Below are 24,823 nucleotides of genomic sequence, written 5' to 3'. Positions count from 1 at the left end.
CCACCGCCATGTCATCCGCCGACCAGATCTCCGAGACCGCTCCCGCCCGGGCGCCGCACGCGTCCGCCGTGCCGACGCTCGCCGACTTCGAGGATGCGGCCGCCACCCTCGAGGGCGTCATCTCCCACACGCCGCTCGACGCCTCGCAGCACCTGTCGGACGTCCTCGGCGTGCCGGTGCACCTCAAGCTCGAGAACCTGCAGCGCACCGGCTCGTTCAAGATCCGCGGCGCGACCTACCGCCTCTCACGGCTCACCGCCGACGAACGCGCGCGCGGTGTCGTGGCGGCCTCTGCCGGCAACCACGCCCAGGGGGTGGCGCTCGCGGCCAAGGCTCTCGGCATCCACGCGACGATCTTCATGCCGCTCGGCGTGCCGGTGCCCAAGCTCCTCGCGACCCGCGGGTACGGCGCCGACGTCGTCCTGGAGGGCGCCACGGTCGAGACGCCGCTGCGCCTGGCGGCGGAGTTCGCCGAGCGCACGGGCGCCGTGTTCATCCACCCGTTCGACCACCACGACGTCATCGCGGGTCAGGGCACCCTGGGCCTGGAGCTCATGGACGAGCTCCCCGACCTCGACACGGTGGTCCTCGGCATCGGCGGGGGCGGGCTCGTCGCCGGCGTCGCCGCGGCGGTCAAGGCGCGTGCTGCTGCAGAGGGCCGCACGGTGCGGGTGATCGGCGTGCAGGCGGAGAACTCCGCCGCGTATCCGGCGTCGCTGGCGGCGGGGCATCCGCTCGAGGTCCCGACGTCGCCGACGATCGCCGACGGCATCGCGGTGGCGCGGCCGGGGGACCTGCCCTTCGAGATGATCCGCGAGCTCGTCGACGAGGTCGTGACCGTGAGTGAAGACGACATCGCCCGGGCCCTGCTCGTGCTGCTCGAGCGTGCCAAGCAGGTCGTGGAGCCGGCGGGCGCCGTCGGCGTGGCGGCGATCCTGGCGGGCAAGGTCGTTGCGACCGGTCCGACGGTGACGGTGCTCTCGGGCGGCAACATCGATCCGCTGCTGCTGCAGCGCGTCGTCGCACACGGGCTCGCGGCGTCCGGTCGCTACATGACGCTGCGCATCCCGCTGCCGGATCGTCCCGGCCAGCTCGCGCGTGTGTCGGAGCTGCTGGCGATCGCCGGCGCGAACGTCATCGAGGTGCTGCACACCCGCCACGGGCAGGGGATCCAGATCAGCGAGGTGATCCTGCAGCTCAGCGTCGAGACGCGCGGCGAGGAGCACCGCGCGCACGTCATCTCGGTGCTCGAGGATGCGGGCTACGAGCCCACGGTCGTTCCGGACTAGCGGGCCGCAAGGGGCCTCAGGGGATCCCCTGAGGCCGAGCGGGCTCACTGACCGTTGTAGGTCTCTACCTTGACGATCTCCACGGCGATCTCGCGGCCGTTGGGCGCCGTGTAGGAGGTCTTCTCGCCTTCCTTGCGGCCGAGGATCGCGACACCCAGGGGCGACGCCTCGCTGTACACGTCGAGCTCGGAGCCGACGGCGATCTCGCGGTTGCCGAGGAGGAACACCTCTTCGCCGCCCGCCACGATCGCGGTGATGACGGTGCCGGGCTCGACGACCCCGTTGCTCTCGGGCGCCTCGCTGACCGTGGCGGTCTTGAGCAGGTGCTGAAGCGTGCGGATGCGCGCCTCCTGCTTGCCCTGCTCGTCCTTGGCGGCGTGGTAGCCGCCGTTCTCCTTGAGATCGCCTTCCTCGCGCGCGGCCTCGATGCGCTTGGCGATCTCCTCGCGGCCGGTGGTCGAGAGGTGCTCGAGCTCGGCGGCCAGGCGATCGTAGGCGTCCTGGGTGAGGAAGGTCACGGGGGCGTCGGTGGACACGGCTGACTCCTTCGTTGGGCCCGCTGCCGGCCGGAGCCGTGCGGGCATAAACCGAACGCCCTGGCTCACGGCCAGGGCGCGATTCTGCTGATGTCCCGCCAGACTACGTCACCGCGTCTGTTCGGACAAACTCACTCAGGCAGCACCCAGCACGAGTTCACGAAGCCGGTGGTGGCGAGAGCTGTCGTCGGGATCGGCTCGCGGAACGCGCGTGCATGCAGGTCGGATGCGGGCAGCTCGACGACGCGCCAGCCGACCACGCCGTGCTCCTCGTCCTGCGCCTCGATCGCGCAGGCGACCGCGGCGCCGGGCGGACTGCTGATCTGGAATCCGAGCATCACGGAGTGCTCGTCGACGACCTCGAACGAGGTCGTGTCGGAGTCGACGGCGTTGAGCGACCCCCGCACGGTGAACCAGCCGAACAATCCCAGGAGACCGACCGCGACGACGATGCCGGCACCGATGATCCACCCGCGCAGGGGCGAACGGCGACGCCCGTAGCGCTCGTCGAGCATCTCCTGCGTGGTCACGCCGCTCCTTCGGGCTCGTCGGGTCGGATCGGAATATTAGGCTGGAACTCCAGGCTATGCGCTCGCGCGCACCCCCGACGACATCGCCCGCCTCGCGGGCAGAGCGAGGAACCCATGCAGCACGCGATCGCCGGGATCCTTCCCACCGCGACGACTCCGACGCCGACTCCCACGCCCGCGGTCGACCCCAACCTCGTGAGCCCCGGAGTCGTGGGATTCCTCTTCACCGCGCTCATCGCGATCGCGGTGATCTTCCTGGTGTGGGACATGATGCGCCGCATCCGCCGGGGCCGCGTGCGCGCCGACATCCAGGAGCAGCTGGACGCCGAGGAGCAGGCCGCGCGGGCCGTGGAGGCTACCGAGGTCGACGACCAGGGCATCGATCCGGCGGCCGACGACGATCGCGGCGAGGCGCCCAGGCCCTGAAGACCCGAGAGCCTCGAGGTGAGACGGATGCCGCGGGCCGCAGCATCCGTCATCGTCCTCAGCCCGGCAGCCCCAGCGACGGGGAGTACGGATCCAGGGCGATGAGCAGGCACGCCGTCCAGTGGCAGAGGAACGCGAGCACCGTGCAGACGTGGAAGATCTCGTGGAAGCCGAAGTGGCCGGGCCACGGGTTCGGGCGCTTCAGCGCGTAGACGACCGCGCCGATCGTATAGAGGATGCCGCCCACGGCGACCAGGACCATCATGGCCGCGCTGGCCTGGAACAGCGGCACGATGTACATGACGGCCGCCCATCCCAGCAGGAGATAGAGCGCGACGTAGAGCCAGCGCGGGGCGTTGATCCAGAAGACGCGGAACAGGATGCCGAGAAGCGCGCCGCTCCAGACGAGGATCAAGAGGAGCGTCCCCTGCTGCGGCGGCAGCGCGAGCACGGCGATCGGCGTGTAGGTGCCGGCGATCAGCAGCAGGATGTTGGCGTGGTCTATGCGCTTGAGGATCGCCTTGGTCTTCGGCTGCCAGTTGAACCGGTGGTACAGCGCGGAGTTGCCGAACAGCAGGAGCGACGTGGCCATGAACACCGCTGAGGCCCACTTCGCCGGCGCTCCCTGCGCGAGCGCGATGAGCACGACGCCCGCGGCGATCGCGATGGGGAAGGTCGCCGCGTGGATCCAGCCGCGCCAGCTCGGCTTGAGGTCGGGCGTCGCGGCGTCGACCGCCGCGGCGTCCATCAGTGGCAGCACGGGGACCTCGGGCGCCCGGGGGAGACTGCGACGGCGGCTCATGTCCTAAGCGTAGAGGGAGGCTCATGCCGGGACGGGAACATGCTCGTGTCACCGATCGGGGGACTGAGTCCCACGCTACGGTCGGCGTCGTGCGCGAGGTAGCGTAGGCGTGTGGCGCGCGGCGAGACGAACGAGGGCAGGGGGCCCCTCTATCGGCTCTACATCAACCGCCTCCGCCGTCGCCTGGATCCCGCATCCGTTCCGCGACACCTCGCCATGATGATCGACGGCAACCGTCGCTGGGCGAAGCAGCTGGGTTACGACTCCGCCGCGCACGGCCACCGCGCCGGCGCGGCGAAGATGAAGGAGTTCCTCCGCTGGTGCGACGACGTGGGCATCCGGGTCGTGTCGCTGTACCTGCTGTCGAACGACAACCTGCGCAAGCGCGATTCCCGCGAGCTGTCTGATCTCATCGAGATCATCGCGGAGCTCGCCGAGGAGCTCTCGCACGAGCGCGACTGGCGCGTGAAGCACGTCGGCCGGGCCGACGCGCTGCCGGAGGACCTCCGGCGCGTGCTCGCCGACGTCGAGGCCCGTACGAAGGACAACGCGGGGATGCACGTCAATCTCGCCGTGGGATACGGTGGCCGCGGCGAGATCGTGGACGCGGTCCGCAGCATCATCGCTCAGCATGACGAGCGCGGCGGCTCGCTCGAGGAGCTCGCAGCGAGCCTCACACCCGAGCAGATCGGCGAGCACCTGTATACGGGAGGGCAGCCCGACCCGGACCTCGTCATCCGCACATCGGGGGAGCAGCGGCTGAGCGATTTCCTCCTGTGGCAGTCGGCGCACTCGGAGTTCTACTTCGTCGAGGCGCTCGGTCCGGATCTGCGTGAGGTGGACTTCCTCCGCGCGATCCGCGACTTCGCCTCGCGGGACCGCCGATACGGCGGGTAGTCGGCGCTTCCACACCGCTGTTCGCACCTCTGCCAGAATGATCCGCGTGACGGATCTGGACTCATATCTGGCGTCGTTCGATGGGGAACCGGGGTATCTGGATTGGGCGGCATTCGGGCCGCTCTCGCCTGCGGTCCGCAGCGAGGCGCAGGGCGACACCGAGCTGCTCGGTTCGGGCCGGCGCACGAGCATCGATCTCGTCGCAGACCACGTGCGCGAGGCCCGCGAGCTCGTGGCCGAGCTGATCGGCACGGATGCCTCGCACGTGGCGCTGCAGCCGTCCACCACGTACGGACTGATGCACGCCATCTACGGTCTCGCCGGCGGGCTGATGCTCGGCCGCGGCGAGTTCCCGAGCCTCACCGTCGCGGCCACCCGCGCGTCGGAGGCGTTCGGCTCGGTGCAGCTGCAGTGGGTGGAGCCGGCCGACGGCTTCATGACCCCCGACGCGATCCGCTCGGCGCTCTCCGACGACACCCGCGCCGTCGCGGTGAGCCTCGTCGACTTCCGCACCGGGTACCGAGCCGATCTGTCGGCGATCCGCGAGGTGATCGGCGATCGCCTGCTCATCGTCGACGCCATCCAGGGCTTCGGCATGGTCGAGGCCGACTACCTCGCCGCCGATGTCGTGTGCGGGCACGGCTACAAGTGGCTGCGCGCCGGCCGGGGTACCGGATTCTCGTGGTTCGGCGAGCGTGCGCTCGAGCGTATCGCCCCCGTGCTGTCGGGCTTCACCGGCGTCGACGGCGACCTTCCGGTCGACGCGGTTCCGCCGCCGGCCGCCTCGGCCCAGGCGTTCTCGGTATCGGGGATCGACACCCTCGCCGCCGCGCGTCTCGCGACGGCGCTGCGGGAAGTGGTGGATGTGGGCGTCGCCGACATCGAGTCGGTGCTGTCCGAGCGCGCGGCCGACGTCATGTTCTTCGCGGACCGCTACGAGGTGCCGGTGGTCACGCCGCGTCAGCCCGAGCGCCGCGCCGGGATCGTGACTCTCGAGCCCGCCGCGCAGGACGCCGCACCGCTCGCCGCGTCGCTCGCGAATCACGGCCTCACCGTGACCGCGAGAGCCGGACGCATCCGGGTCTCACCCCACGTCGGCACCGGGGCCGACACGCTGCGTCTGTTCGGAGACGCGCTCGCCGCCTTCTCGTCGTCGCGGGTCTGGTGAGAGCGGATGCTGCGCGTGCAGCATCCGTTAATCAACATGTCACACGTTCTTGCGTGTCGAGCGCCTCGGATGTCTGCGGGCGGCCGTAGCGTGAGCGCATCGGGCAAGGAGCCCGGTCGAGTCGGCCTCAGGATCGCGACTCGTGACTCCGGTCGACTCGTGACTGCCGGGTGAACACCCGGGGCGGGAGTGGGTTGTGACCACACGAGCACCACACGAGCAGCGCAGTCAGGACCTCGAGCAGGTCGCAGCATCCGATCAGGATCTGCGCACCTATGTTCTCGACACTTCAGTGCTGCTCAGCGATCCGCGGGCGTTCTTCCGCTTCGCCGAGCACAGCGTCGTGATCCCCGTCGTGGTGATCACGGAGCTCGAAGGCAAGCGGCACGATCCTGAGATCGGCTACTTCGCCCGGCAGGCGCTGCGCCACCTCGACGAACTGCGCGTCGAGCACGGACGCCTCGATTTCCCCGTTCCGGTCGGCGAGGGCGGCACGCTCCGCGTCGAGCTCAACAACACCGATGCGACGGTGCTGCCGTCGGGCATGCGACTCGGCGACAACGACAGCCGCATCCTCGCCATCGCGATGAACCTCGCGCGGGACGGGCAGGAGGTCACCGTCGTCTCGAAGGATCTGCCGATGCGGGTCAAGGCGGCGTCGCTCGGCATCACGGCGGAGGAGTACCTCGCCGAGCAGGCGGTCGACTCCGGGTGGACGGGCATCTCGGAGATCGACGTCTCGGGAGACGACATCAGCGACCTGTACGAGAGCGAGGTCGCTTCGAGCGAAGACGTGCAGGGACTCCCGGTGAACACCGGGCTGATCATCCACTCCGAGCGCGGGTCGGCCCTCGGGCGGGTCGTCGGCGACGGCGAGTACCGCCTGGTCCGCGGCGACCGCGAGGTGTTCGGCCTCCACGGGCGTTCGGCCGAGCAGCGCATCGCCATCGACCTGCTGCTCGACCCCGAGGTAGGCATCATCTCGCTCGGCGGCCGCGCCGGCACCGGAAAGTCGGCGCTGGCTCTGTGCGCCGCGCTGGAGGCGGTTCTCGAACGGCAGCAGCAGCGCAAGATCATCGTGTTCCGACCCCTGTTCGCCGTGGGCGGGCAGGAACTGGGGTACCTGCCGGGGGACCAGCAGGAGAAGATGAACCCCTGGGGTCAGGCGGTATTCGACACCCTCGGCTCGGTGGTCTCGGCCAACGTCCTCGACGAGGTGGTCGAACGGGGGCTGCTCGAGGTGCTGCCGCTCACGCACATCCGCGGCCGGTCGCTGCACGACGCGTTCGTGATCGTCGACGAGGCGCAGTCGCTCGAGCGTAACGTGCTGCTGACGGTGCTCAGCCGCATCGGGCAGAACTCGCGGGTCGTGCTCACCCACGACGTCGGCCAGCGCGACAACCTGCGGGTCGGTCGCCACGACGGCGTCGCGTCGGTCATCGAGACGCTCAAGGGTCACTCGCTGTTCGGCCACGTGACACTCGTGCGGTCCGAGCGGTCGGCCATCGCCGCCCTCGTGACCGACCTCTTGGAGGCCGGAGAGCTCGCCTGAGCCGCGCCGCGATCAACCGGTGACGCAGCGGGTCGGGATGCCGGATCCCGGCCCGCTGCGCCGCGTCACGATGAGGAAAGTCTCATCGCCGGTGGCGAATACCAGGCGATCGTTCTGTCACCATGGATGACGGGAAACGATTCCGCGCACGGAGGGCAGGCGAGAGGTGGAAGCACGCACGGGGCTCGTGATCGGTGGCTTGACCGCCGTCGCCGCGAGCATCGCTGTCGTGACCGCCGTCGCCCTCGCGAACACCGCCGCCCTGGCGGAATCGAAGGGCACGAGCGTCGCCTCCGGGCGCGTCGTCGTCCCCGCCCCGGCATCCGCGTCGACGACCCCGCGGCCCGCGCCGGCGCCGACATCCGACGCCCTCATTCCGTCCGCCGAGCCTGAGGTGGTCGAAGCGCCCGCACCCGTCGACGTGGCGCCGTCCGCCTCGACAGGCGCACGTGCTCAGGCGGCACCCGCTGCGCCCGGGATCGCCGCGCCCCCTGCTCCGGCCGCGCCCGCCGACGTCGACGCCGCGATCGCCGCGGCCCGGGCGGCGGGAAGCTGGGGCCCGCTGCGTGACTGGGCGGCCTCCGAAGGCTGGTCGAGCGGCCGGCTGGACGCCCTGATCGCCCGTCTCGAGCGCGAGAACGCCGCCCAGGACGCGCAGCGCGAATCGAGCGGCTCCGACGACGTGTCGAGCGAGCCCAGCGGCTCCATCGCCCAGCGGCAGAGCCTGCTCCAGGCTCCGGCCCCGGAGCAGCAGCTCTCGGAGCAGGAACCCTCCGCCCAGCATCACAAGCAGTCCGGTCAGCAGTCGACCGGTTCACAACCTCCCGCTCACGCGGGATCGAACGTCGGAAACGGCAACGGCGCCGGCAACGGCGAGAAGAAAGACCAGTCGCGCAATTCCCCAGACAAGCGCGACTGACAACGGTCGGATCCCCCAGTCCGGCCTTTCACAGCCCCCGGTGTCCCCCAGCACCGGGGGCTTCTTCCTCTCCGCGGGCACCCCGGACGGGTGCCCGGTCGACTCACTCCCAGCGATACCCGGCGCCGCGCACCGTGACGATGTGGTCGGCGCCGAGTTTTCCGCGCAGATACCGCACGTACACATCGACCACGTTCGAACCGGGATCGAAGTCGAGCCCCCACACGCGGCTCAGGAGCTGCTCGCGGCTGAGCACGCGGCCGGGGTTGCGCAGGAACTGCTCGGCGAGGGAGAACTCGCGCGCCGAGAGGTCGATCTCGCGCCCACCGACCGTCGCCCGGCGCGCGAGGATGTCGAGCACGACGTCGCCGTGCGAGATCGAGACGCCCGCCTGTGGCACGCTCTCGCGCAGGCGGGAGCGCACGCGCGCCAGAAGCTCCTCGAAGGTGAACGGCTTGGGCACGTAGTCGTTGGCTCCGGCGTCCAGCCCGGTCACCGTGTCTCGCGTGCTGGACCGCGCGGTGAGCATGATCACGGGCATCGCGGAGCCGCGGGCTCGGAGTTCCCGCAGCACCTCGAAGCCGTCCATCGTGGGAAGACCGACGTCGAGCAGCACGAGGTCGGCGTCGCCGCGCAGAGCGGATTCGAGCCCCTCGGGCCCGTCCTCGACGACAAGTGTCTCGTAACCCGCCGCCTCGAGGCCTCGGCTCACGAACGCGGCGATCCGCGGTTCGTCCTCGACGATGAGGATCCTGGTCATCCGGCAGCCTCCCGTTGCAGCACGTCTCCGGCGCGAACCGGTGCCGGCAGTTCAGCCTCCGTCGGAGGCAGGTGGATCGTGAATGTGGCCCCGCCGCCCGGCGTGTCGGTGACGACGCAGTGCCCGCCGTGACCCTTGGCGATCGCGTCGACGATGGCCAGGCCCAGCCCGGAGCCGCCGACCGAGCGCTTCACATGGGCCCGGTCGAATCGGCGGAAGATCCGGGCGCGCGCACCGGGCGGGATACCGGGACCGTGGTCGCGCACCCAGAGCAGGGAGCCGTCGTCGGAGTGGGCGCTGCCGATCTCGATGGGGCTGCCCTCGGGCGTGTACTTGGCGGCGTTGTCGGCGAGCTGGAGCCATGCCTGCAGCAGGCGATCCTGATCGCCCACGGTGGCGCCCTCGGCACGGGCCTCGATGGTCCACCGGTGACCCGGGATGACGGCGACGAGCTCCGCGACCCGCTCGGTGAGCGCGGCGAGGTCGACGGTGTCGAGGCTGTACGACTCCGCCTCCGCCGTGGCGAGCAGGTCGATGTCTTCGACGAGCCGGGCGAGCCGGTCGAGCTCGGCGATGCCGATGTCGCGCGCGGACGCCACATCCGCGGCATCCTGCGGGTTCATGAGCTCGAGATGACCCCGCACGATCGTGATCGGCGTCTTCAGCTCGTGACGTACATCGTCGAGAAGCTGCCGCTGCCCGTCGACGGAGTCTTCCAGGCGATCCAGCATGGAGTTGAGGGTGCGCGACAGGTCGGCGATGTCGTCGTTGCCCTGGGGCTCGAGGCGGTGGGAGAGGTCGGTGATCGAGATGGCGTCGGCCGTCTCGCGGAGCCGACGGATCGGCGACAGCAGCCGGCCGGTGACGAACCATCCGACGATGCCGATCGCGAACAGCACGGCGACCGCCGCGATGACATAGGTCGTCATCGCGAAGGTCACCGGCTTCAGCTCCTCGCCGAGGTCGACCGCGCGGACGTACAGACCCTGCCGGGGGTCGCCGTCCATCTGCACCGGGATCGCGATGTAGCGCAGCGATCCCTGAGGGGTGACAGCGGTGCCCCGCTTCGTCTCGCCCCCGGCGGTCTCCTGTACGACGCGGTCGATGAGCTGCTGGTTCTTCGAGATGTCGATCCCCGAGAACGTCGACGGCATCCAGCGCGGCACGCCGTCGATGAGCGCGAGGGAGCCCTCGTTGCTCGCGGGGACCAGACGCGCCACCACCGCGTTCAGGTAGTCGTCGACGTCCTGGAACTCGTTCTTGTCGAGTTCCTCGGTGGCCGCCGAGGCGCCGTCGGTCGGGTCGAACGTCTCACCCGTGGCCACCTCTTCGAGCACACTCACCTGATCCCGGAGACGCTGATTGACGCCGGTGAGGGCCTGCTCGCGCTGCACGAGGAACGTCACGCTGCCCACGATCGCGAGGCCGACGCACGCGACAGCGAGGATCGCGGCGAGGATCCTGACGCGCGCGGGAACCGGGCGAGGCGTGCGTGCCATGACCCGATTATCCCGCCGACGCACGGCTTGCGGCATGGGCGACTGCGGATCAGCCCGGATGCGTCATCGAGAGCAGGTCGAGCTTCTCGTCGAGCTGCTCGAGCGTGAGCTCGCCACGATCCACGTAGCCGAGGTCGATCACGGCCTCGCGCACCGTGATGCCCTTCGCCACGGAGTGCTTGGCGATCTTGGCGGCCGCCTCGTAGCCGATGAGCTTGTTGAGGGGCGTGACGATCGACGGCGACATGCCGGCGTACGCGGCGGCGCGCTCGACGTTCGCCTCGAGGCCGTCGATGGTCTTGTCGGCGAGCACCCGCGACGTGTTCGCCAGCAGCTCGATCGACTCGAGCACGGCGCTGCCCATGATCGGGATGGCGACGTTGAGCTCGAAGGCGCCGGAGGCGCCCGCCCACGCGACCGTCGCATCGTTGCCGATGACGCGGGCGCACACCATGAGCGTGGCCTCGGGGATCACCGGGTTGACCTTGCCGGGCATGATCGACGATCCCGGCTGCAGGTCGGGGATGTGCAGCTCGCCGAGACCGGTGTTGGGTCCGGAGCCCATCCAGCGGAGGTCGTTGTTGATCTTGGTCAGCGAGACCGCGATGGTGCGCAGGGCTCCGGATGCCTCGACCAGACCGTCACGGTTGGCCTGGGCTTCGAAGTGATCCTTGGCCTCGGTGATCGGCAGTTCGGTGTCGGCCACGATGAGCTCGATGACACGCTGCGGGAAGCCGAGCGGAGTGTTGATACCGGTGCCCACGGCGGTTCCGCCGAGGGGGACCTCCGCGACGCGGGGGAGGACGGCCTGCACGCGCTCGATGCCGAGCCGGATCTGGCGCGCGTAGCCGCCGAATTCCTGGCCGAGGGTCACGGGCGTCGCGTCCATGAGGTGCGTGCGTCCCGACTTCACGACGCTCTTCCAGAGGTCCGCCTTCGCCTCGAGCGCGACGGCGAGGTGGTCCAGCGCCGGGATCAGGTCGTCGATGAGCTCCTGCGTCACCGCGATGTGCACGGAGGTCGGAAACACGTCGTTCGACGACTGCGAGGCGTTGACGTGGTCGTTCGGGTGCACGGTGGCGCCGAGCGCCTGCGTGGCGAGCGTCGCGAGCACCTCGTTCATGTTCATGTTCGACGACGTGCCGCTGCCGGTCTGGTACACGTCGATCGGGAACTGGTCGGCGAACTCGCCCGCGATGATGCGGTCCGCCGCGCCCGCGATGGCGTCGGCGATCGCCCCGTCGAGCGTGCCGAGCTCCTTGTTCGCCAGGGCCGCGGCCTTCTTGATGCGGGCGAGCGCGACGATCTGGGCGGGCTCCAGCCGGTCGCCCGAGATGGGGAAGTTCTCCACCGCACGCTGCGTCTGTGCGGCGTACAGCGCGTTCTTGGGCACGCGCACCTCTCCCATGGTGTCGTGCTCGATGCGGTACTCGATGTCGGTCACGTCGTTGTTCCTCACGTGTCGGTACAGGGGTGTCTGGGAAAGTGGTGATGCTCAGGCGTCGTCGGTGATCCCGACCACGACGTCGGGCACGGCGGTGCCTTCGCCGAGGCGGTAGTTGGCGCCGACGATCGCGAGGCGCCCTTCCGCGACGGCGGTGCTGATCAGCTCTGACGAGTGCAGCAGCTCGCCGACGGTGTCGCGAAGGTGTTCGCGGCCGACCTCTTCGGCGTCGATCTCGGCGGGGTAGACGCCGTCCACGGCCGACGCGCGCTGAACGCGGCGAACCGCGGGAACGATGGGCGAGATCAGGCGCCAGATGTGCGGAGGCAGTGGATCTGCGTCGGGGCTGGTGCTGTCGATCGCCGCACGCACGGCGCCGCACGCGTCGTGGCCCAGCACGACGATGAGGGGTACCTCGAGCACCGCGACGGCGTACTCGAGGCTGCCGACCACCGAGTCCGAGACGACCTGTCCGGCGTTGCGCACGACGAAGAGGTCGCCGAGGCCCTTGTCGAAGATGATCTCCGCCGCCAGGCGCGAGTCCGCGCAGCCGAACAGGGCCGCACGGGGTCGCTGCCCTCCCGCGAGCTCATGCCGGGTGTCGACGTCCTGCCGGGGATGGCGGGGTTCGCCGGCGACGAAGCGCGCGTTGCCACGCTGCATCTCCCGCCAGGCCTTTGCGGGCGTGGGCTGTTCGGTCACTCGGCCTCCTCGCGTAGAGCGGTGATCTGATCGGTGACGGAGCGGGCTGTCTCTTCCAGGGCGTCCTCGCCCGCCGCGCCGTAGATGAGCACCGTGTCGGTGCCCGCATCGGTGGCCAGCGCGACCGAGATGTTGCCGGTGCTGTCGGGATCGAGCTCGTAGCGCTCCCACGTGAGGCCGTCGATCGTGACGGTGTCCTGGGGAGCGGAGCCCGACAGGACGCGGGCCTCCCACGCCTCGTCGGCGTCGAACCCCTGGGCGACGCGCAGGAATCCGCGCGTGTTCTCGTCGGTGGGGGCGTAGACGACGGTGAACGCGCGGACCCCGCCGTCGCCCTCCACTCCGGCGCTGTTGACGACCCACGCCTCCGACATCTCGGGGGTGATGACGGTGCGTCCCTCGGACGCCGCGACGGCCTCGGCGACCGAGGCGACGTCGATCGCCTCGCGCGGCGGCGGCGTGCCGCGGGGCACGGCGGCGATGATCACGATGACGACCGCGAGAGTCGCGAGCAGCGCCGCGATGAGGTTGCGGACGTTCTGGCTCGAGCGGTAGATCCGCGACGACTCGGCTTTGCGGTCGGCGGTCTCCTGAGGCGTCTCGGGACGACCGAGCTCGGCGACGATGCGGGGGCCGCGTGCCATCAGAGCACCTCGCCCTGTGTGCGATCGGCGGACGCCCGAGCGGCCTCGAGCCGGCGCTTGGCGCCCAGCAGCCACTCCTCGCAGCGGGCGGCTAGGGCTTCGCCACGCTCCCACAGGGCGAGGGAGTGCTCGAGGGTCGGGGCGCCCTGTTCGAGTTCGGCGACGACACGGACGAGCTCGTCGCGCGCCTGCTCGAACGAGAGGGTGGCGACGTCCGAGAGGGCGCCGCTCGTCTCAGTCATGGAACACAGTCTATTCGGGTGCGAGGGTCGCCCCGCGCCGTGCCGGGTTCTGCTGGGCGACGCCGCCGGCCGCGGTGGCGCCTCGGTCAGGACCCTCGGCGAGCTCCCCGTCGGAGTGGGCGGCGAACGATCCGCGCCCCACGGTGACGACGACGGGGGTGGACGCCGGAGCCTGGGATGCGTCGCGCACGATCACCCCGTCGGCGAGGTGCGCGATGGCGTAGCCGCGGGCGAGCGTCGACGCGGGGGAGAGTGCGCGGAGCGTGGCGCGCAGCTCGGCCGTGCGCTGCTCCTGGACGCGCAGCGCCCGGTCTACCCGGTCCCGGCCGCGGGCGGCGAGCAGCTCGACCTCGTGCGAGCGGGTCGTGAGCAGCGTCTCGGGGGCGCGCAGCACCGGGCGCGAGCGCAGCTGCTCGAGCTGGGCGATGTCGTGCGAGATGCGCTGCGTGAGCCGCGTGTTCATGCGGGCGCGCAACTGTCCGACGAGCGCGCGCTGCTCGGCGACATCCGGCACGACGCGTTTCGCCGCGTCGGTCGGGGTCGATGCCCGCAGGTCGGCGACGTCGTCGAGGAGCGGGTGGTCGTTCTCGTGGCCGATGGCACTGACGACGGGAGTGGATGCCGCGGCCACGGCGCGGATCAGACGCTCGTCGCTGAATCCCAGCAGCGTCTGGGGGTCGCCGCCGCCGCGGGCGATGATGATGACGTCGACCTCGGGCGCGGCATCCAGCGCCTTCAGCGCCGCGATCGTCTCGGGGACGCACCGGTCGCCCTGCACCGCGGCGTACTTCGTCTGGAAGCGCACCTGCGGCCAGCGAAGCTCCGCGTTGCGGTGGACGTCCTTCTCGGCGTCCGAGTTCTCACCCGTGATGAGGCCGATGAGGTGCGGAAGGAAGGGGAGCGGCTTCTTGCGGGACGGATCGAAGAGCCCCTCGGAACGCAGCTGCACGCGCAGTCGCTCGAGCTTCTCCAGCTGGTCCCCGAGTCCCACGTGGCGCATCGCGGAGACGCCGAAGCTGAAGTCGCCGTTCTTCACGAAGTAGTCGGCCTTGACGCATGCGACGACGTGGTCGCCGACCTTGAGATCGCCGGGCAGGCGGTCGCGCGTGGACGACCAGATGCGGAAGGAGATCGTGGCATCGGTCACCAGGTCCTTGAGGCGGCCGAACACGTTGCCGCCCCGCTGGTTCCACCCGGTGATCTCGCCCTCGACCCACACCGATCCCCACGTCTGCACGAACCCGCGGATGGTGTCGTTCAGACGCGCCACAGACGTCGGGGCCTGAGCCGTCGAGTCGCGCGGTGGCACCGAGTCGGGCGGGGGTGGCTCGCCGGGGACGACGGCAGGCTGGAAACTCGTCATGAGGTCCTTTCGTGCTCGCGCGCCGGCTTCCGGTCGGAGGCCTCGCTCAGGAGCCCGCCCGTAGAATCGAGGGGTGAGCATCAGCACCCCGGGACAGACCCGACCGAGTCAGGCCCCCGTGAGCATGCCCCTCCCGCGGATCCCGCGGCGGCGCGAACCGCTCAAGGATACCGCCGGGGTCGGACAGAAGCGGGTGCTCCTGGCATCGCCGCGCGGCTACTGCGCGGGCGTGGACCGCGCCGTCATCGCCGTCGAGAAGGCGCTCGAGCGCTTCGGTGCGCCCGTGTACGTGCGCAAGCAGATCGTGCACAACATCCACGTCGTGACGGAGCTCGAGAAGCAGGGCGCCATCTTCGTCGAGGAGGTCGACGAGGTGCCCGCCGGCGCCCACGTCGTGTTCAGCGCGCACGGGGTGTCGCCCGCGGTCGTGAACGCGGCATCCGATCGGGGCCTCCGCGCCATCGACGCGACGTGCCCCCTCGTGACGAAGGTCCACCGCGAGGCCGTGCGCTTCGCGCGCGACGACTACGAGATCCTCTTGATCGGCCACGTCGGCCACGAAGAGGTCGAGGGCACGGCGGGCGAGGCGCCCGACCACGTCACGATCGTCAACTCGCCCGACGAGGCCGACACGATCGAGGTGCGCGACCCGTCGAAGGTCGTGTGGCTGTCGCAGACCACGCTCTCGGTCGACGAGACGATGGAGACCGTCCGCCGGCTCAGGGCGCGCTTCCCCGAGCTGCAGGATCCGCCCTCGGACGACATCTGCTACGCGACGCAGAACCGCCAGGTTGCGATCAAGAAGGTCGCCAAGGACGCCGACCTCGTGATCGTCGTCGGCTCGGCGAACTCGTCCAACAGCGTGCGGCTCGTCGAGGTCGCGCTCGAGCACGGCGCCAAGGCCGCCTACCGCGTCGACTACGCCGACGAGGTCGAGCAGGCCTGGCTCGAGGGGGTCGAGACCGTGGGTGTCACCAGCGGCGCCTCCGTGCCGGAGGTGCTCGTCCAGCAGGTGCTCGATGACCTCGCCGCCGCCGGCTACCGCGACGTCGAAGAGGTGCGCACCGCGGAGGAGGACCTGATGTTCTCGCTCCCGAAGGAGCTGCGACAGGATGCCGCCGGCAAGCGCGACGACCGCGCCCTGGGCGGGCGGAGCCGTCCGTGAGCGGGGCCGCGGACGCCGGGCCCGATCCGCGCTCGCGTCCACGTCCCCAGTACGGCGAGTACGCGACACCCGAGGAGCAGCGCGCGCGCATCCAGGAGCCGGCACCCTGGCATGTGCCGCCGGCCGCGCCGGTCATGACGGACGCGCCGGCAGGCAGCATCCCATCCGCCCCTGTCGTCGCCGAGAAGCGTCACCGCCCGGTCGACCGCATCATCACGTTCGCACTGCTCGCGTACGGCCTGGTCAATGTCATCACATCGATTCCCGCCTTCCTCGACTACGGCACCTACGCCGAGACGATGCTGGGGCTGATGGGCGTCGACGCCGAGCTCTCGGATCCTGCCGCCGGCAGACCGTGGGCGGTCGCCGCGGTCCTCGTCCTCGCGATCGGCTGGTGCCTCACCGCGGCGCTGTCGGTCTGGAGCATGCGCCGCTCCCGGATCTCCTGGTGGATCCCGCTGGTGGGCGGCATCGTCTTCTCGCTGACCGCCGGCCTGCTGATGGTCGCGCCGCTGATGAACGATCCCGCCGTCTGGCAGGGACTCCTCGACAGCGCTCGGCTCTGAGCTTTCGGGGCACGCGGCTCCCGTACCGTGCAGTCCCGGTGCGGCGGGTCCATACTCGCAGGTGACGGCGCGGACGCACGCGCATTTACGTGAACCCCCGGGGTGTGCGTCTCGTGTCTCCTGCGGGAGGTGATGGATGCCGCACGACAGCGTGGAGCGCCGAGACAGCGCCGCCGGACGCGATGCCGCGCGTCTGGGCGCCTTGTACGACGCACATGCGGCGCCGGTGTGGCGCTACGTCGTGCATCTCACCGGCGATCGCGCCGGTGCCGACGACATCGTGCAGGAGACGCTGCTGCGGGCGTGGCGAACGCCCAGGATCCTCGAGCAGGATCCCTCGACCACGCGCTCGTGGATGTTCACCGTGGCGCGCCACCTCGTCATCGACGAGGCGCGCAGCGCGCGACGCCGGCGCGAGATCGACGTCGCGGAGGTCCCCGAGCGCACGGCTCCGGATGGCACCGAAGCGCTGTTCGAGGCGATCCTCGTGGAGGAGGCGCTGGCGACGCTCACCACCGACCACCGCGCCGTTGTCGTGCGTGCGTACTACCGCGGCCTCTCCGTGGCGGAGATGGCCGACGAACTCGACATCCCCGAAGGCACCGTCAAGTCTCGGCTCCATTACGGGCTGCGCGCCCTCCGGCTCACCCTGCAGGAGAAGGGGGTGACGCGATGACCACGGATCACCCCCGCTTCGCCGACTGGGACGCCGCGTACGTCGTGCGCGCGCTGAGCGTCGACGACCGCCGCCGCTACGAGGCTCACCTCGAGAGCTGTCCCGTGTGCCGCGACGCGATCGCCGACCTGGCCCCGACGATGGGCCTGCTCGCGCGTGTCCGGCCCGAGCGCGCCGAGGCGCTGCTCGAGCCGTCGGATCAGGGCAGCCCCGATCCGGCTGCCCGCAGACGCATGATCGTCCGCGGCACGCGCGACGCACGTAGGCGACGTGTGATCGCCTGGGGCAGCGGCGTCGCCGCTGCGGCGGCAGTCGCCCTCGTGGTCGCGTTCGCGGTGACGACTGCGGTCCCGCCGGCGGGAGGCCCCGAAGAGGTGGTTGCGCTGGACGCCGTGACGGATGTGCCGCTGACCGCGAAGGTCGAGCTGACCGACGTGGCCTGGGGCACCCGCATCGCGATGACCTGCCGCTATCCGCCCAGCCGCGACCCGTACACGACGGACCAGGAGTGGCCGTACGTACTCGTCGTCACCTCGACCGACGGCACGAGCAGCGAGCTGTCGTCGTGGCGCGCGGGTCCGGGGACGACGGCGCACCTCGACGCCGGCACCGCCCTCGACCGGGGCGACATCGCATCGATCGAGGTGCGTGCCGTCTCGGACGGCCGCGTACTGCTGCGCGGCGAGCCGGGAGCGTCGCCGGGGGAGTGAGCGCAGCAGCGGAGCCCGTGGCTAGGATGAGCGGATGCCCCGCCTGGTCGCCGTCTGCGCCGTCCGACAACTGCGTCCCGATGCCGGCTCGGTCGGTGTGACAGCAATCGACAAGGGCCCGCTCGACGGGCCGGTGCGCATCGGTCCGTACGGTGTGCGCGCCGATGTGCAGGCGGACCGCAAGCATCACGGCGGACTCGACAAGGCGCTCTACGCGTACTCGGAGGAGGACGCCGCATTCTGGGAGGCGGAGCTAAGCCGCGAGTTGCCGCCCGGCTGGTTCGGTGAGAACCTGCGCGTGGAAGGCCTCGACGTGAACTCTGCGCGCATCGGCGAGCGGTGGCGGATCGGAGACCGCGTCGAGGTCGAGGTGACGATGCCCCGCACGCCCTGCCAGACGTTCGCGCGCTGGGTCGGCGGATCCGACGCGCGCGGCTGGGTGAAGCGATTCTCGAACGAGCGGCGCCTCGGTCCCTACCTGCGCGTCGTGCGGGGCGGCCACGTGCAAGCCGGCGATGAGATCGTCGTCGTGCATCGTCCGGAGGGCGCGCCGGGGCTGCTCGACCGCTATACCGACCCCGAGTAGCGCCCCGCTCGTGGGTTCCATCCGCGCGGTGCCGGCCACGGGCCCGGCGGACCCTGACCGTCATCAGAAGGGGCGTCGCCGTCGTAAGCCACGGTCGATGGTTGGTCGATGTCGGACCGTTGGGGGCGGTGCGGGCAGCCTGACATCGCCGCGGCCGGCCGGCCCGGTGGGGCACAGGATCGGGCGAGCTCCGTACGCGCCGATGCCCCGGCGCCAACCGCGAGGCCGGCGTCGGGGCATCCGTCGAATGCGCTGCTTACGCGGCGAGGCTCTTGCCGGCGGAGCCGAGCTGTTGCGTGGCCTCGACCACACGGGCGGCCATCGCCGACTCGGCGATCTTGCCCCATGCGCGCGGGTCGTAGGCCTTCTTGTTGCCGACCTCGCCGTCGACCTTCAGCACGCCGTCGTAGTTCTGGAACATGAAACCGGCGACCGAGCGGGTGAAGGCGTACTGCGTGTCGGTGTCGATGTTCATCTTCACGACGCCGTTCGCGACGGCGAGGGCGATCTCCTCGTCGGTCGAGCCGCTCCCGCCGTGGAAGACCAGGTCGAGAGGCTTGGGACCCGTGCCGAACTTCGCCGCGATCCCCTCCTGGATCTCGCCGAGCAGCTCGGGGCGGAGCTTGACGTTGCCGGGCTTGTAGACGCCGTGCACGTTGCCGAAGGTGAGGGCCGAGATGTAGCGACCGTTCTCGCCCAGGCCGAGCGCCTCGACGGCCTTCGTCACGTCGGCGACCGTCGTGTAGAGCGCCTCGTTGGAGCCCTCGTGCTGGACGCCGTCCTCTTCGCCGCCGACGACGCCGATCTCGACCTCGAGGATCGCGTTGATGTTCTTGAGCCGGGGCAGGAGATCCTTCGCGATCTCGATGTTCTCGTCGAGGGGCACCGCCGAGCCGTCCCACATGTGGGACTGGAAGATCGGGTTGCGGCCGGCCTTGACCTCTTCCTCCGACGCCTCGATGAGCGGCAGCACGAAGTCGGCGAGTGCGGGCTTGGGGCAGTGGTCCGTGTGGAGGGCGACGGTGATCGGGTAGCTCTTGGCGACCTCGGTGGCGAACTTCGCGAACGCGAGGGCACCGGCCGCGCGAGCCTTGACGGTGTGACCGGCGAAGTAGTCGGCGCCACCCGTCGTCACCTGGATGATGCCGTCGGAACCGGCCTCGGTGAGTCCCTGCAGCACGGCGTTGATCGACTGCGAGCTGGCGACGTTGATGGCGGGATACGCGAAGCCACCGGCCTTCGCGCGGTCCAGCATGTCGGCGTACTGCTCCGGGGTGGCGACGGGCATGAGTGCTCCCTTTGATCGAGTGGGCTTCACCGCAAACTCTACCCAAGCGCCGGATGGGGGAACGGATGCCGCGGCCAGGCGCCGTTCGGGAAACCCACGTCCCTGCACCATCGGAAAGAAACGCGATTCCTTCGGTTCCCACAGCGTGAAATTCCCGTGAATCGGGCGCCATGCTGGCATAGGCTGACCGCATGGTGAGCCTGACCGCGGACATGAGTCCCCTCCATCCCGACCGCAACCTCGCACTCGAACTCGTGCGGGCCACCGAAGCCGCGGCGATCCGCGCGGTGCCGTTCATCGGCCGCGGCGCCAAGGAAGCGGCGGACGGGGCCGCGGTCGACGCGATGCGCGCATTCTTCACCACGGTCAACTTCGACGGGACCATCGTCATCGGCGAGGGCGAGAAGGACGAAGCCCCCATGCTCTACAACGGCGAGCGTGTCGGCAACGGACGCGGACCGCAGGCCGACGTCGCGGTCGACCCGATCGACGGGACGTCGCTGACCGCAGCCGGCCGCAACAACGCCCTGTCGGTGATCGCCGTCTCCGACCACGGCACGATGCTCGACGCCTCCAGCGTCTTCTACATGGACAAGCTCGTCACCGGTCCTGCCGGCGTCGGCGTGGTCGACATCCGCCTGCCGATCGGCGAGAACATCCGCCGCCTCGCTAAGGCGCTGGACAAGCCCGTCGACGAACTCGTCGTCTCGGTGCTGCACCGCCCGCGCCACGAGCGTCTCATCGAGGAGATCCGCGAGGCGGGCGCCGGGACGCGTCTGATGAGCGACGGCGATGTCGCCGGCGGCATCAACGCCGCGCGCCACAACGCCCGCACCGACATGTGCGTCGGGGTCGGCGGCAGCCCCGAGGGGATCGTGACCGCGTGCGCGATCAAGGCTCTCGGCGGCCACATCCAGGGTCGCCTGTGGCCGCGCGACGACGACGAGAAGCAGCGCGGCATCGACGCGGGCCTTAAGCTCGACGGCTTCGTGTACGAGGCCGACGACCTCGTGAAGGGAAACAACACGATCTTCGTCGCCACGGGAGTCACCGACGGCGCGCTCGTCGCGGGCGTCCGCCGCGAGGGCGGGTATGTGTACACGGAGAGCGTCGTGCTGCGGGGTGCATCGGGCACGCTGCGCCGGATCTCGTCGGAGCACCTCGTGTCGAAGTGGCTCTGACCGGCACGCGTGCGGGCGCGGGGCAGGTGCGACACGTGACGCGGCCGTGACCGTTTCGTGACCGGCCCCGGAGGGAACTCTGGCAGAATCTTCTGTGGTGTCGATGGAGACACGTTCGTGTTTCCTACTCGAGGAGTTGACGATGTCTGCGCACTCAGCCGATCCGTCGTCGCCCCAGACGGGCGCGCATGCGGTGGTCGCCAACGCGATCGATCCGGCCCGCCGGCCCGACGTGCTGCTGCGCGTGCGCCGTGACGAGGGTCACGAGGTCAGCGCGTGGTGGATGATCGGCGCATTCGTCGGTGTCTCCGCCGCGGTCATCGTGCTGCTGAGCTTCGTCCCCGGCGGCGCCTGAGCCTTACTCGTCTCGCGACGCGACACGCGCGCGCACTTCGCCGAGCTCCGCGGCCGCGGTGAGGGTCCCCGCGTCGCTCAGGGCACCGGGAGCGGGCGACTCTTCCAGGCCGGGCAGCGTCTCCTCGAGCAGCTCCGGCGCTGTGAGGCGGCGCGGGCTCTTCTCGATCGCGGCCGGCTGGTTCACCGCGTCGAGCTTGGTCGCGTCGATGCCGGGGAACTTGCGGGCGCTCACCAGCACGCGTGTCTCGAGCGAGCCCGCGAACCGGTTGTAGCTGTCGACCGTGCGCTCGATCGCCCGGCGGAGGTCGTCGGCGTGAGACGCCAGCGAGCCGAGCCGCTCGTAGAGCTGGTTGCCGAGGTCGAAGAGGGCGCGGGCCTCTTGCGAGACGTCCTGCTGGGTCCATGTGTACGCGACGGTCTTGAGCACCGCCCAGAGGTTCACCGGCGAGGCGAGCGCCACGCGCTTGCCGAAGGCGTAGTCGAGCAAGGAGGGGTCCTCTTCGAGCGCAGCCGCGAGCAGAGACTCACTCGGCACGAAGCAGACCACGAACTCGGGACTCGCTGACAGCCCGGCCCAGTACGTCTTGCGTGCGAGTGCGTCCACATGCGCCCGCACCGCCCTGACGTGCTTGTCGAGCAGGCCCCGCCGCCGCGCCGCCTCGGCGCCCTGGGCGGTCACCGGGATCGCGCTCGCCTCGAGGAACGCGTCGAGGGGCACTTTGGCGTCGACCGCGATCGCCTTGTCGCCGGGAAGGCGGATGACCATGTCGGGGCGCCCGGCGCCGGCGTCCGACGTGATCGAGGCCTGCAGGTCGAAGTCGACGTGGCGCGTGAGTCCCGCGGCCTCGACGACGCGTCGCAGCTGGGTCTCGCCCCACACGCCCCGCGTGCTGCCCGAGCGCAGGGCGCTCGCCAGCGACTCGGTGGTCGCGCGGAGCGCCTCGTCGGACTCGTGTGCGCGTCGCAGCTGCTCGGCGAGCGTGCCGAACTGCAGATGGCGGTCGCGCTCGAGGTCGTCCACCTTCGTATGCATCGCCGCCAGGGTCTCCTGCACGGGGGCGAGTGCGCGCAGCACCGATTGCTCCCGGCGCTCGCGCTCCTCTCGCGCCGCCTGGTCGTGGCGTGCCTGATTCGCGAGCTCACGGTAGAGCAGCTGCTGGTGTTCGAGCTGCGCCTGCACGCCCTGCCGCGCGGCCTCCGAACCGGCGAGTCGCGCGGTGAGGTCGGCGTGCGCGCGCGCGGAGCGCGCCGCACCGCGCGCCAGACCCGCCGCCCAGCCCGCCACCGCGCCCACGAGCACGCAGGCGATCACCACCACACTGATCACGACTGCGTCCATGGCTCCAGGGTGCCGGATGCCTCGGACATCCCCGCGGCGGCGGGCCGCGGCATCCGGTTCCGCGCTATGCGACGGCGAACGACACCGCGGGAGTCTCGGTCACCGCGATCTGCGACACCCGGACGCCCACCGCGTCGGTGAGCGCCTCGATGTCGTCCGCGCCGACGCGCCGCGCGGCATCGATCATGACGTGCGCGCACGCCATCGCATCGGCGGTGGCGTTGTGGTGCGGGAAATCGGCGAAGCCGGCCTCCGCGGCGACGAACGGAAGCCGGTACGACTCGAGCTTGTACACCCTGCGCGCGACCTGCAGGCTGCAGGCGTAGCGGTAGGGCGGGCACTCGTCGCCGGTCGCGTCGCACGCGCGCTTGAGCACGGCCATGTCGAATCCGGCGTTGTGGGCGACGAGGACGTCGGAGCCCGCGAAGGCGACGATGTCGGCGAGCTGGCGACTCCACGGGGCCGCATCGACCACGTCTTCCGGCCGGATTCCGTGGATGCGCACGTTGATCTCGAAGAACACGTCGTGCCCGGCGGGCGGCCGGATCAGCCAGCCCGTCCTGTCGACGATCCGGCCGTCCCGCACCCGCACGAGTCCGACCGCGCAGGCCGAGGCGTTGCTGGAGTTCGCCGTTTCGAAGTCGATCGCGGTGAAGTCCAGAGGCACAGTCCCAGACTCACCCCCGGCCGCCGGTGCGGACGGAAGGCGCGCCGAGGGCGCAGGGTCGTCGTAGGGTCGGAGCATGGCCAGTCGCGAAGAGATGTCGCTGTCGTTCGGGGCCGCCGCGGCCGCGTACGAGTCGGGCCGGCCCGACTATCCGCGCGAGGCCGTGGACTGGATGCTCGCTCCGGTGCGCGAGCCCGGGCGCGCGGTCCGCGTCGCCGACGTGGGAGCGGGAACGGGCAAGCTCACCCGCACCATCGTCGAGGCGGGAGCCGAGGTCGTCGCGATCGACCCCGACGCCGACATGCTCGCCGCACTCCGCGAGCACGTCCACGGCGTTCCCACCTTCGTGGGGACGGCGGAACGGATGCCTCTTCCCGACGCTTCCGTCGACGCGGTGCTGCTCGGTCAGGCGTGGCACTGGGTCGACCCGGTCGCCGCCTCCGCCGAGGTCGGGCGAGCGCTCCGTCGGGGCGGCGTCCTCGGGCTCGTCTGGAACATCCGCGACGAATCCGATCCATGGGTGGCGCGCCTCACCGCGGCGATGCACGGCAGCCACGCGGAGGAGATGCTGGTCGGCGACGGGCCGCGGGTGGCGGATCCCTTCGACGTGCTCGAACAGCGGTCGTGGACGTGGACCCGCTCCCTCACGCGGGGGGCCCTGCTCGACATGGTGGCCTCTCGCAGCTATGTCATCACCGCACCCGAGGCCGACCGCGCGGGAATCCTGACTGCCGTCGGCGCCCTGTTCGACGAGCGCCGCATCACCGAGCTCAACGGGACCGAGGTCGTCGACCTCCCGTACGTGACGCACGCGTATCGCGTCATCCGCCCCTGAAGAGTCCCGAACCGGCCGTCGGTCAGGTGCGGACGGCGCCCACGACGCGCCAGGGGCCGCTGGCCTCGCGGTACCGAGGCTCGAGACCGCGCCCACTGAGCACCGCGATCATCGCTTCCGGCGTGTGCGCGTACGCGCGATACGGGTTGCCCGTCAGCGCGTACACCGTGTTGATCGCGCGCGCCGAGAACCGGGCGAAGAGCGTGCGCGGCGGGTGGCTGAACACGACGGCGCGCTTCGCGCGGCCGGCTGCGGCGCCCAGCAGGCGCTCGTAGTCGGGGTAACAGCAGACCACCCGGTGCAGCACGACGATGTCGGCACGCTCGACCGCCTCGGGCGTTCCTGCGAGGTCGACCCCCAGCATCCGCGTCACGCGATCACGCAGGCCCGCCTCGTCGAGAAGCCGGGCGGCCTCGGGCTCATACGCGGCGGAGAGCTCGACATTGGTGGTGTGAGCGGCGCCCCGCTTGAGCGCCTCGAGCTGGATGTCGCCGATCCCGCCGCCGATCTCGAGCACGGAGGCGCCCGCCAGGCCGATCGAGCTCGCGAAGTCGAGCACCAGCGCCGCGCTCGGCGTGAGGCCGTCGCGTCGATACTGCCGCGCGAGTCTGCGGGCGAACCGGGCGTTGAACTCCCGGTCGTAGCCCTGCGGCGCGTGCGGTGCACAGCACTCGTCCACG

The 24,823-nt window shown here is 70.6% G+C and carries 28 protein-coding genes; 14 read left to right on the top strand and 14 right to left on the bottom strand.

Going from position 1 to position 24,823, the window contains the following annotated elements; all coding sequences use genetic code 11:
• Positions 1-8 precede the first annotated feature (8 nt).
• Positions 9-1,289 carry a threonine ammonia-lyase gene (gene ilvA, locus JNB61_RS13740; RefSeq protein ID WP_220340050.1) on the top strand — a complete coding sequence of 427 codons (1,281 nt, stop codon included), beginning with the start codon at positions 9-11 and terminating at the stop codon, positions 1,287-1,289.
• Positions 1,290-1,333: 44 nt separating this feature from the next.
• Here ilvA and greA read toward each other — a convergent pair whose 3' ends face one another.
• The gene (gene greA / locus JNB61_RS13735; protein WP_045296735.1) at positions 1,334-1,825 is read right to left on the bottom strand and encodes a transcription elongation factor GreA; all 492 of its coding nucleotides are present in this window, start codon (positions 1,823-1,825) and stop codon (positions 1,334-1,336) included.
• A 131-nt stretch (positions 1,826-1,956) separates the two neighbouring features.
• Positions 1,957-2,355 carry a DUF4307 domain-containing protein gene (locus JNB61_RS13730; RefSeq protein WP_220339987.1) on the bottom strand — a complete coding sequence of 133 codons (399 nt, stop codon included), beginning with the start codon at positions 2,353-2,355 and terminating at the stop codon, positions 1,957-1,959.
• A 114-nt stretch (positions 2,356-2,469) separates the two neighbouring features.
• Here JNB61_RS13730 and JNB61_RS13725 point away from each other — a divergent pair, with 114 nt between their 5' ends.
• Positions 2,470-2,781: a hypothetical protein gene (locus JNB61_RS13725; protein WP_220289863.1), complete on the top strand. Its 312-nt coding sequence runs from the start codon at positions 2,470-2,472 to the stop codon at positions 2,779-2,781.
• A 58-nt stretch (positions 2,782-2,839) separates the two neighbouring features.
• Here JNB61_RS13725 and trhA read toward each other — a convergent pair whose 3' ends face one another.
• Positions 2,840-3,583 carry a PAQR family membrane homeostasis protein TrhA gene (gene trhA / locus JNB61_RS13720; RefSeq protein ID WP_223214837.1) on the bottom strand — a complete coding sequence of 248 codons (744 nt, stop codon included), beginning with the start codon at positions 3,581-3,583 and terminating at the stop codon, positions 2,840-2,842.
• A gap of 111 nt (positions 3,584-3,694) precedes the next feature.
• Here trhA and JNB61_RS13715 point away from each other — a divergent pair, with 111 nt between their 5' ends.
• From JNB61_RS13715 to JNB61_RS13700, 4 genes are all read left to right on the top strand, one after another.
• Positions 3,695-4,480, top strand: coding sequence for an isoprenyl transferase (locus JNB61_RS13715; RefSeq protein ID WP_159843251.1), 786 nt, complete (start codon positions 3,695-3,697; stop codon positions 4,478-4,480).
• Between the two features lie 37 nt (positions 4,481-4,517).
• Positions 4,518-5,648 carry an aminotransferase class V-fold PLP-dependent enzyme gene (locus JNB61_RS13710; RefSeq protein ID WP_220289854.1) on the top strand — a complete coding sequence of 377 codons (1,131 nt, stop codon included), beginning with the start codon at positions 4,518-4,520 and terminating at the stop codon, positions 5,646-5,648.
• A 196-nt stretch (positions 5,649-5,844) separates the two neighbouring features.
• Positions 5,845-7,200 carry a PhoH family protein gene (locus JNB61_RS13705; RefSeq protein WP_220289851.1) on the top strand — a complete coding sequence of 452 codons (1,356 nt, stop codon included), beginning with the start codon at positions 5,845-5,847 and terminating at the stop codon, positions 7,198-7,200.
• Positions 7,201-7,366: 166 nt separating this feature from the next.
• Complete coding sequence (locus JNB61_RS13700) at positions 7,367-8,119, top strand: hypothetical protein (protein WP_220339986.1); 753 nt, start codon at positions 7,367-7,369, stop codon at positions 8,117-8,119.
• A gap of 103 nt (positions 8,120-8,222) precedes the next feature.
• Here JNB61_RS13700 and JNB61_RS13695 read toward each other — a convergent pair whose 3' ends face one another.
• Genes JNB61_RS13695 through xseA form a run of 7 tightly spaced genes read right to left on the bottom strand, consistent with a single transcriptional unit; the run spans position 8,223 to position 14,773 of the window.
• On the bottom strand, positions 8,223-8,879 hold the full coding sequence (locus tag JNB61_RS13695; protein ID WP_159843259.1) for a response regulator transcription factor: 657 nt from the start codon (positions 8,877-8,879) through the stop codon (positions 8,223-8,225).
• Positions 8,876-10,378: a sensor histidine kinase gene (locus JNB61_RS13690; protein WP_220289846.1), complete on the bottom strand. Its 1,503-nt coding sequence runs from the start codon at positions 10,376-10,378 to the stop codon at positions 8,876-8,878. Before JNB61_RS13690 ends, JNB61_RS13695 begins: the two co-directional genes overlap by 4 nt.
• Before the next feature lie 49 nt (positions 10,379-10,427).
• The gene (locus tag JNB61_RS13685; RefSeq protein WP_220289845.1) at positions 10,428-11,822 is read right to left on the bottom strand and encodes a class II fumarate hydratase; all 1,395 of its coding nucleotides are present in this window, start codon (positions 11,820-11,822) and stop codon (positions 10,428-10,430) included.
• A gap of 51 nt (positions 11,823-11,873) precedes the next feature.
• Positions 11,874-12,485 (bottom strand): carbonic anhydrase, encoded by a 612-nt coding sequence (locus JNB61_RS13680; RefSeq protein ID WP_220290083.1) that lies wholly within the window; start codon positions 12,483-12,485, stop codon positions 11,874-11,876.
• A gap of 35 nt (positions 12,486-12,520) precedes the next feature.
• Positions 12,521-13,168 carry a DUF4245 family protein gene (locus JNB61_RS13675; RefSeq protein ID WP_159843265.1) on the bottom strand — a complete coding sequence of 216 codons (648 nt, stop codon included), beginning with the start codon at positions 13,166-13,168 and terminating at the stop codon, positions 12,521-12,523.
• Positions 13,168-13,410, bottom strand: coding sequence for an exodeoxyribonuclease VII small subunit (locus JNB61_RS13670; RefSeq protein WP_220289841.1), 243 nt, complete (start codon positions 13,408-13,410; stop codon positions 13,168-13,170). Before JNB61_RS13670 ends, JNB61_RS13675 begins: the two co-directional genes overlap by 1 nt.
• A gap of 10 nt (positions 13,411-13,420) precedes the next feature.
• Positions 13,421-14,773 carry an exodeoxyribonuclease VII large subunit gene (gene xseA, locus JNB61_RS13665; RefSeq protein WP_220339985.1) on the bottom strand — a complete coding sequence of 451 codons (1,353 nt, stop codon included), beginning with the start codon at positions 14,771-14,773 and terminating at the stop codon, positions 13,421-13,423.
• A gap of 124 nt (positions 14,774-14,897) precedes the next feature.
• Here xseA and JNB61_RS13660 point away from each other — a divergent pair, with 124 nt between their 5' ends.
• The 5 genes from JNB61_RS13660 (at position 14,898) to JNB61_RS13640 (ending at position 18,476) form a co-directional block, all read left to right on the top strand.
• Positions 14,898-15,938 (top strand): 4-hydroxy-3-methylbut-2-enyl diphosphate reductase, encoded by a 1,041-nt coding sequence (locus tag JNB61_RS13660; protein WP_220340048.1) that lies wholly within the window; start codon positions 14,898-14,900, stop codon positions 15,936-15,938.
• Positions 15,935-16,504 (top strand): DUF6264 family protein, encoded by a 570-nt coding sequence (locus tag JNB61_RS13655; RefSeq protein WP_220339984.1) that lies wholly within the window; start codon positions 15,935-15,937, stop codon positions 16,502-16,504. Before JNB61_RS13660 ends, JNB61_RS13655 begins: the two co-directional genes overlap by 4 nt.
• Before the next feature lie 136 nt (positions 16,505-16,640).
• Entirely contained in the window at positions 16,641-17,180 is a 540-nt protein-coding gene (locus JNB61_RS13650; RefSeq protein ID WP_220339983.1) for a sigma-70 family RNA polymerase sigma factor, read from the top strand.
• Positions 17,177-17,890, top strand: coding sequence for a zf-HC2 domain-containing protein (locus JNB61_RS13645; protein WP_220339982.1), 714 nt, complete (start codon positions 17,177-17,179; stop codon positions 17,888-17,890). The genes JNB61_RS13650 and JNB61_RS13645 overlap by 4 nt, the downstream gene beginning before the upstream one ends.
• Before the next feature lie 34 nt (positions 17,891-17,924).
• A complete protein-coding gene (locus JNB61_RS13640) occupies positions 17,925-18,476 on the top strand; it encodes an MOSC domain-containing protein (protein WP_220339981.1) in 552 nt (183 codons plus the stop codon).
• Between the two features lie 256 nt (positions 18,477-18,732).
• Here the strand turns inward: JNB61_RS13640 and fbaA are convergent, their stop codons facing one another.
• Positions 18,733-19,764, bottom strand: coding sequence for a class II fructose-bisphosphate aldolase (gene fbaA, locus JNB61_RS13635; RefSeq protein WP_220339980.1), 1,032 nt, complete (start codon positions 19,762-19,764; stop codon positions 18,733-18,735).
• Between the two features lie 191 nt (positions 19,765-19,955).
• On the opposite strand from fbaA, the gene glpX reads away from it, so the two are divergent.
• Complete coding sequence (gene glpX / locus JNB61_RS13630; protein ID WP_116196603.1) at positions 19,956-20,945, top strand: class II fructose-bisphosphatase; 990 nt, start codon at positions 19,956-19,958, stop codon at positions 20,943-20,945.
• 142 nt (positions 20,946-21,087) lie between these two features.
• Positions 21,088-21,300: a UDP-N-acetylmuramyl pentapeptide phosphotransferase gene (locus JNB61_RS13625; protein ID WP_159843283.1), complete on the top strand. Its 213-nt coding sequence runs from the start codon at positions 21,088-21,090 to the stop codon at positions 21,298-21,300.
• A 3-nt stretch (positions 21,301-21,303) separates the two neighbouring features.
• Here JNB61_RS13625 and JNB61_RS13620 read toward each other — a convergent pair whose 3' ends face one another.
• Together JNB61_RS13620 and JNB61_RS13615 are read right to left on the bottom strand one after the other, a co-directional pair.
• Positions 21,304-22,641 (bottom strand): DNA recombination protein RmuC, encoded by a 1,338-nt coding sequence (locus JNB61_RS13620; protein WP_220289827.1) that lies wholly within the window; start codon positions 22,639-22,641, stop codon positions 21,304-21,306.
• Positions 22,642-22,705: 64 nt separating this feature from the next.
• Positions 22,706-23,308, bottom strand: a complete 603-nt coding sequence (locus JNB61_RS13615) for a 3'-5' exonuclease (protein ID WP_220339979.1) — start codon at positions 23,306-23,308, stop codon at positions 22,706-22,708.
• 76 nt (positions 23,309-23,384) lie between these two features.
• Between JNB61_RS13615 and JNB61_RS13610 the strand changes: the two genes are divergently transcribed.
• The gene (locus JNB61_RS13610; RefSeq protein WP_220339978.1) at positions 23,385-24,143 is read left to right on the top strand and encodes a class I SAM-dependent methyltransferase; all 759 of its coding nucleotides are present in this window, start codon (positions 23,385-23,387) and stop codon (positions 24,141-24,143) included.
• Positions 24,144-24,165: 22 nt separating this feature from the next.
• Here JNB61_RS13610 and JNB61_RS13605 read toward each other — a convergent pair whose 3' ends face one another.
• Entirely contained in the window at positions 24,166-24,822 is a 657-nt protein-coding gene (locus tag JNB61_RS13605; protein WP_220339977.1) for an SAM-dependent methyltransferase, read from the bottom strand.
• Between the last annotated feature and the right edge of the window lies 1 nt (position 24,823).

The organism is Microbacterium ureisolvens (genome assembly GCF_019511645.1).
Classification (GTDB): Bacteria; Actinomycetota; Actinomycetes; order Actinomycetales; family Microbacteriaceae; genus Microbacterium; species Microbacterium ureisolvens_A.
Note: the sequence above shows the minus strand (reverse complement) of the source record. Positions and strands in the feature narration are given on the sequence as shown.